We start from the raw sequence: 6,756 nt of genomic DNA, 5'->3' as shown, positions 1-6,756 counted from the left end.
GTCCTCTAGGTCAAGGCATCACTAACGCTGTTGGTATGGCAATGGCAGAGAAAGCACTGGCTGCACAGTTCAACAAAGAAGGCCACGACATCGTAGACCACTACACTTATGCATTCATGGGTGATGGCTGTCTGATGGAAGGTATCTCTCACGAAGCATGTTCACTAGCTGGTACGCTAGGTCTTGGTAAGCTAGTTGCTTTCTGGGATGACAACGGTATCTCTATCGATGGTGAAGTGGAAGGTTGGTTCTCTGACGATACTCCTAAGCGTTTTGAAGCATACGGCTGGCACGTAATCCCAGCAGTAGACGGTCACGATCCGGAAGCAATCAATGCAGCTATCGAAGCAGCTAAAGCAGACCCTCGTCCAACGCTTATCTGTACTAAAACTATCATCGGTTTTGGTTCTCCAAACAAAGCTGGTACGCACGACTGCCATGGCGCTCCACTAGGTGCTGATGAAATTACAGCAACTAAAGCAGCACTTGGTTGGGAACACGGTCCTTTCGAAATCCCAGCAGATATCGCAGCTGAGTGGAATGCGAAAGAAGCGGGCGCAGCAAAAGAAGCGGCGTGGAATGCTAAGTTTGACGCATACGCAGCGGCTTACCCAGAGCTAGCAGCAGAATTCAAACGTCGTACTAACGGTGAACTTCCAGCACAATGGGAAGAGAAAGCAAACGCAATCATTGCTGATCTTCAAGCTAACCCTGCAAACATTGCTTCACGTAAAGCATCTCAAAATGCTCTAGAAGCGTTTGGTCAAATGCTTCCAGAATTCATGGGCGGCTCTGCTGACCTAGCGCCTTCCAACCTAACTATGTGGTCTGGCTCTAAGTCTCTTGAAGCAACTGACTTCTCTGGTAACTACATCCACTACGGTGTACGTGAATTCGGTATGACGGCTATCATGAACGGCATCGCTCTGCACGGTGGTTTCGTACCATACGGCGCAACGTTCCTAATGTTCATGGAATACGCGCGTAACGCAATGCGTATGGCTGCTCTGATGAAAGTTCAGAACATCCAAGTTTACACGCACGACTCTATCGGCTTAGGCGAAGATGGTCCTACTCACCAACCGGTTGAACAGATCGCTTCTCTACGTCTAACGCCAAACATGAGCACATGGCGCCCATGTGACCAAGTTGAGTCTGCTGTTGCTTGGAAACTGGCTATTGAGCGTAAAGATGGTCCTTCATCTTTAATCTTCTCTCGTCAAAACCTTGCACAACAAGATCGTAATGCTGAGCAAGTAGCTAACATCGCTAAGGGTGGTTACATCCTGAAAGATTGTGAAGGCAAGCCTGAGCTAATCATCATTGCAACAGGTTCTGAAGTTGAGCTTGCTGTTGAAGCTGCTGCACAGTTAACCGCTGAAGGTAAAGCAGTACGCGTAGTATCTATGCCTGCAACTGACGCGTTCGACAAGCAAGATGCTGAATACCGTGAGTCTGTACTTCCATCTGACGTTACTGCTCGTATCGCAGTAGAAGCTGGCATCGCTGACTTCTGGTACAAGTACGTTGGTTTCGGTGGCAAGATCATCGGTATGACAACGTTCGGCGAATCTGCACCAGCAGGCGAGCTATTCAAGATGTTCGGTTTCACTACTGAAAACGTAGTAAACACCGCGAAAGAGCTTCTTGCTTAATCATTGATTGCTAGCTTAGTGCTAACAATGAAATGAATAAAAAACCGAGCGCTGAGCTCGGTTTTTTGTCTCTGGGATTTGTTTCTCCTAGACTCATCTCTATAAGCAACAGATCAATCTGTCATGAACAAGCTGAGTTATTCAAGTAATGCCTTTTGGGTAGGATTCAGTTATCATCTGTTGCACGAAATTTTGGTTAGATGTACGGAACTATGCTAAAAGTCGCGATAAATGGATTTGGACGAATAGGGCGTAATGTATTGCGCGCTGTCTATGAAAGTGGCAAAAGCCAACAAATCAAAGTAGTAGCGGTCAATGAGCTTGCTCAGCCTGACGCTATGGCTCACCTATTGCAGTACGACACCAGTCACGGCCGCTTCGGTAAGAAAATCTCTAACGATCAAGAGCACATTTATGTCCATCATGGCATTGGTGCTGAAGACAAGGGTGAGTTTGATACCATTCGTATCTTACATCTTGCTGATATTGAGCTGTTGCCTTGGCGTGACCTTGAGGTGGATATCGTTCTCGATTGTACCGGTGTTTATGGTTGCCGAGATGACGGCCTCGCGCACATTGCTGCAGGGGCGAAAAAGGTACTGTTTTCTCACCCCGGTGCCAATGACCTCGATAACACCATTATCTATGGTGTGAACCACGATACCATCGAAGCGGACCACCAAATCGTTTCCAATGGTTCGTGCACCACCAACTGTATTGTCCCTATCATTAAGGTTCTTGATGACGCCTTTGGTATCGAGTCCGGTACGATTACGACTATTCACTCTTCAATGAATGATCAACAAGTTATCGATGCGTACCACAGCGATTTGCGTCGTACTCGAGCAGCAAGCCAATCGATCATTCCTGTCGATACCAAGTTGCATAAAGGTATTGAAAGAATCTTCCCGAAATTTTCCAACAAATTTGAAGCTATATCTGTGCGTGTGCCGACGGTAAACGTAACAGCGATGGATTTAAGTGTCACAATTAATGCAAATGTGAAAGTTAATGACGTAAATCAAACCATTGTTAATGCATCCCAGTGTACATTACACAATATAGTTGACTATACTGAAGCGCCGCTCGTTTCCATCGACTTTAATCACGATCCCCATAGCGCAATCGTTGATGGTTCACAAACGCGAGTGAGCAACGGCCACTTAGTTAAAATGCTAGTGTGGTGTGATAATGAATGGGGCTTTGCGAACCGAATGCTGGATACGGTTCTTGCAATGCAAGCTTCTGAAGGCAAGAAGTAAGACCTAGAAGCAAATGTGCGGATTATTTATTTTTTAGCTTGAAATAAATACTAAGAGTCCACATATTATTAGTAGTGAAAGAATTACCAGTTGAATAATTTATAGGCTTAGCAGGGTTGCTGAGTTTCCAAAACTTTATATTTATTTAAATTTGAGAGGACAAATCATGTCTGTGATCAAGATGACTGACCTGGAACTTGCAGGTAAACGCGTATTTATCCGTGCTGACCTAAACGTACCAGTAAAAGACGGTAAAGTAACTTCAGATGCACGTATCCTTGCATCTCTACCAACTATCAAACTTTGCCTAGAAGCTGGCGCAAAGGTAATGGTTACTTCTCACCTTGGTCGTCCTACTGAAGGCGAATACAACGAAGAGTTCTCTCTAGCTCCTGTAGTTAACTACCTAAACGACGCACTAGACTGCGAAGTTAAACTAGCTAAAGATTACGTAAACGGCCTAGAGCTAAACGCTGGTGAACTTGTTGTTCTTGAAAACGTTCGTTTCAACAAAGGCGAGAAGAAGAACGAAGAAGCACTTTCTAAGCAATACGCTGCACTATGTGACATCTTTGTAATGGATGCATTCGGTACAGCTCACCGTGCTCAAGCTTCTACACACGGCGTTGGTACTTACGCTCCTGTAGCATGTGCTGGCCCTCTTCTAGCTGCTGAGCTTGAAGCGCTTGGTAAAGCAATGGACAACCCAGCTCGCCCACTAGTGGCTATCGTTGGTGGTTCTAAAGTTTCTACTAAACTAACCGTTCTAGAATCTCTTTCTAAAATTGCTGACCAGCTTGTTGTTGGTGGTGGTATCGCGAACACATTCATCGCTGCTGAAGGCCACAACGTAGGTAAGTCTCTATACGAAGCTGACCTAGTTGAAACGGCTCAAAAGCTAATGAAAGAGTGTGCTATCCCAGTAGCAACTGACGTTGCATGTGCTAAAGCATTCGACGAAAACGCAGAAGCTGAAATCAAGCACGTTTCTGAAGTTCAAGACGACGACATGATCTTCGACCTTGGTCCAGATTCAACTGCGGCACTAGCTGAAATCATCGGCAACGCGAAAACAATCCTTTGGAACGGCCCTGTAGGCGTATTCGAATTCAAGAACTTCGAAGCGGGTACAGCTGGTATCTCTAAAGCAATCGCTGAGTCTGCAGGTTTCTCTGTAGCAGGTGGTGGTGACACGCTAGCAGCTATCGATAAGTTCGGTATCAAAGCTGACGTTTCTTACATCTCTACTGGCGGTGGCGCTTTCCTTGAATTCGTTGAAGGTAAAGTACTTCCTGCAGTAGCAATGCTTGAAGAGCGTGCTAAAGCATAATTGATTTAGAAAGGCGAGATGTGAATCTCGCCTTTTAACGTTTGCTGCATATCACACTTTTTTGCTAGAATGGCATAAGTTGTGAGCAAACGATTGCAAGTTTTTAAACTTAAGTTTTTTAATCTTAAAACGATAGAATAAATAGGACTATTTCCATGTCTAAGATCTTCGATTTTGTAAAACCTGGTGTGATTTCTGGCGATGACGTACAGAAAGTATTTGAAGTAGCAAAAGAAAACAAATTTGCTCTTCCTGCTGTAAACGTTGTTGGTACTGACTCTGTAAACGCAGTACTAGAAGCAGCTGCTAAAGTTAAAGCTCCAGTAGTTGTTCAGTTCTCTAACGGCGGCGCTGCATTCTTCGCAGGTAAAGGCGTTAAACTTGAAGGTCAAGGCGCACAAGTTCTTGGCGCTGTAGCTGGTGCAAAATACGTACACGCTGTAGCTGAAGCTTACGGTGTTCCAGTTATCCTGCACACTGACCACGCTGCTAAGAAACTTCTTCCATGGATCGACGGTCTACTAGACGCTGGTGAAGAGTTCTTCGCACAAACTGGTAAGCCTCTATTCTCTTCTCACATGCTAGACCTTTCTGAAGAGTCTCTAGAAGAGAACATCGAAACATGTGCTAAGTACCTAGAGCGCATGGCTAAAATGAACATGACAATCGAGATCGAACTTGGTTGTACTGGTGGTGAAGAAGACGGCGTTGATAACTCTGATATGGACGCATCTGAGCTTTACACTTCTCCAGAAGACGTAGCATACGCTTACGAGAAACTAATGGCTGTTAGCCCACGTTTCACTATCGCTGCATCTTTCGGTAACGTACACGGTGTTTACCAAGCTGGTAACGTTGTACTTACTCCAACTATCCTACGTGACTCTCAAGCATACTGTGCAGAGAAGTTCGGTATCGCACCTAACGCTCTAAACTTCGTATTCCACGGTGGTTCTGGTTCTTCTGAAGCAGAAATCCAAGAGTCTATCGGCTACGGTGTTATCAAAATGAACATCGATACTGATACACAGTGGGCAACTTGGGACGGTATCCGTCAGTACTCTGCTGACAACTTCGATTTCCTACAAGGTCAAATCGGCAACCCAACTGGCGAAGCTGCTCCAAACAAGAAGTACTACGATCCACGCGTATGGCTACGTGCTGGTCAAGCTTCAATGGTTGCTCGTCTAGAGAAAGCATTTGCTGACCTTAACGCTGTAGACGTACTATAATTCTTTGAATTAAGTACTCTTTAAGTTTTAAAAACCCGCTCATTGAGCGGGTTTTTTTATATCTGATAAAAACTTGTACTAAATATGTGAAAAACCTAGCGTGCGGTGAATAAATTTCGTAGTCTTTTAGTTATCGGTATTTGTGTTTATCGGTAAGTTTTAATAATTCAAAAGCTTACATAAATATGACTTTGCAATCTGTCAAAGATAGGATATCGTGCCGAAAAACTGAACTTGGTTCAGTTTATAAAAGGACTTGGCTTTAATTTACTTTTAACACAATGACTTAACGGTAATTACACTGTTTATTATATTGCAGAGTAAATGAGGCTTAAGGCAGTTTAGCCCATAGCATATTATATAGAGGATGCACATTATGGCTGATAGTTCGACAGCGATTGAGACTCCACTTGTGGATGGTTTGTCTCAAGCAGAGCAGTGGTTAACAAATAATTCAGATTTATTTATCCAATATGGCGTAAATATCATTTCAGCACTGATAATTCTATTTATTGGTAACCTTATTGTTAAAGCAGTAGCGAATAGCGTGTCTAAGGTTCTTCAGAAGAAGAAAATGGACCGAGCAGTTGTGGAGTTCGTCCATGGTTTAGTTCGTTACTTGTTGTTTGTGATTGTTTTAATTGCTGCACTTGGTCGTTTAGGTGTTCAAACGGCATCTGTAGTTGCTGTTATTGGTGCGGCTGGTTTAGCCGTTGGTCTTGCACTACAAGGCTCACTATCTAACTTTGCTGCTGGTGTACTTATCGTTGCATTCCGTCCATTTAAGTCTGGTGACTATGTGGAAATTGGTGGTGTGGCAGGTTCAGTTGATTCTATTCAAATCTTCCAAACGGTTCTAACAACGCCAGACAACAAAATGGTTGTAGTACCTAACGGTAGCGTTATCGGCAGCCCAATCACAAACTATTCTCGTCATGCGACGCGCCGTATTGATCTAATGATTGGTGTTTCTTACAACGCTGATCTTCAGAAGACAAAAGCGCTACTGACTAAGATCTGTGAATCTGATGAGCGTGTACTGAAAGAACCTGGCGTTCAAGTTGGTGTTCATACGCTTGCTGATTCTTCAGTTAACTTCGTTGTTCGTCCATGGGTTAGCACTGCTGACTACTGGAATGTTTATTTCGACCTGATGCAAGCAATCAAAGAAGGCTTGGATAACGAGGGTATCGAAATTCCATTCCCGCAAATGGATGTACACATGAATAAAGTAGAAGCTTAATTCCTAGTTAGTTTTTATAACTATAAGCTTTTAT

Annotated in this window: 5 protein-coding genes; all 5 read left to right on the top strand. The window is 43.9% G+C overall.

The genetic code is table 11. The features are described 5' to 3' along the window. A partial coding sequence (gene tkt, locus AB4512_RS10125) for a transketolase (protein WP_372174859.1) occupies positions 1 to 1,655 on the top strand: 1,655 nt, incomplete at its 5' end. Between the two features lie 212 nt (positions 1,656 to 1,867). After that, complete coding sequence (epd, locus tag AB4512_RS10120) at positions 1,868 to 2,917, top strand: erythrose-4-phosphate dehydrogenase (protein WP_032545627.1); 1,050 nt, start codon at positions 1,868 to 1,870, stop codon at positions 2,915 to 2,917. Positions 2,918 to 3,083: 166 nt separating this feature from the next. Beyond that, entirely contained in the window at positions 3,084 to 4,247 is a 1,164-nt protein-coding gene (locus AB4512_RS10115; protein WP_017059064.1) for a phosphoglycerate kinase, read from the top strand. Positions 4,248 to 4,402: 155 nt separating this feature from the next. Next, positions 4,403 to 5,479 (top strand): class II fructose-bisphosphate aldolase, encoded by a 1,077-nt coding sequence (gene fbaA / locus AB4512_RS10110; RefSeq protein ID WP_010435694.1) that lies wholly within the window; start codon positions 4,403 to 4,405, stop codon positions 5,477 to 5,479. Between the two features lie 376 nt (positions 5,480 to 5,855). Next, the gene (gene mscS, locus AB4512_RS10105) at positions 5,856 to 6,722 is read left to right on the top strand and encodes a small-conductance mechanosensitive channel MscS (RefSeq protein WP_017063201.1); all 867 of its coding nucleotides are present in this window, start codon (positions 5,856 to 5,858) and stop codon (positions 6,720 to 6,722) included. Positions 6,723 to 6,756 lie beyond the last annotated feature (34 nt).

This window comes from Vibrio sp. 10N.222.52.B7 (assembly GCF_041474275.1).
Lineage (GTDB): Bacteria > Pseudomonadota > Gammaproteobacteria > Enterobacterales > Vibrionaceae > Vibrio > Vibrio crassostreae_C.
The sequence above is the reverse complement of the archived record's forward strand: the minus strand, read 5'-3'. Positions and strand labels throughout refer to the sequence as shown.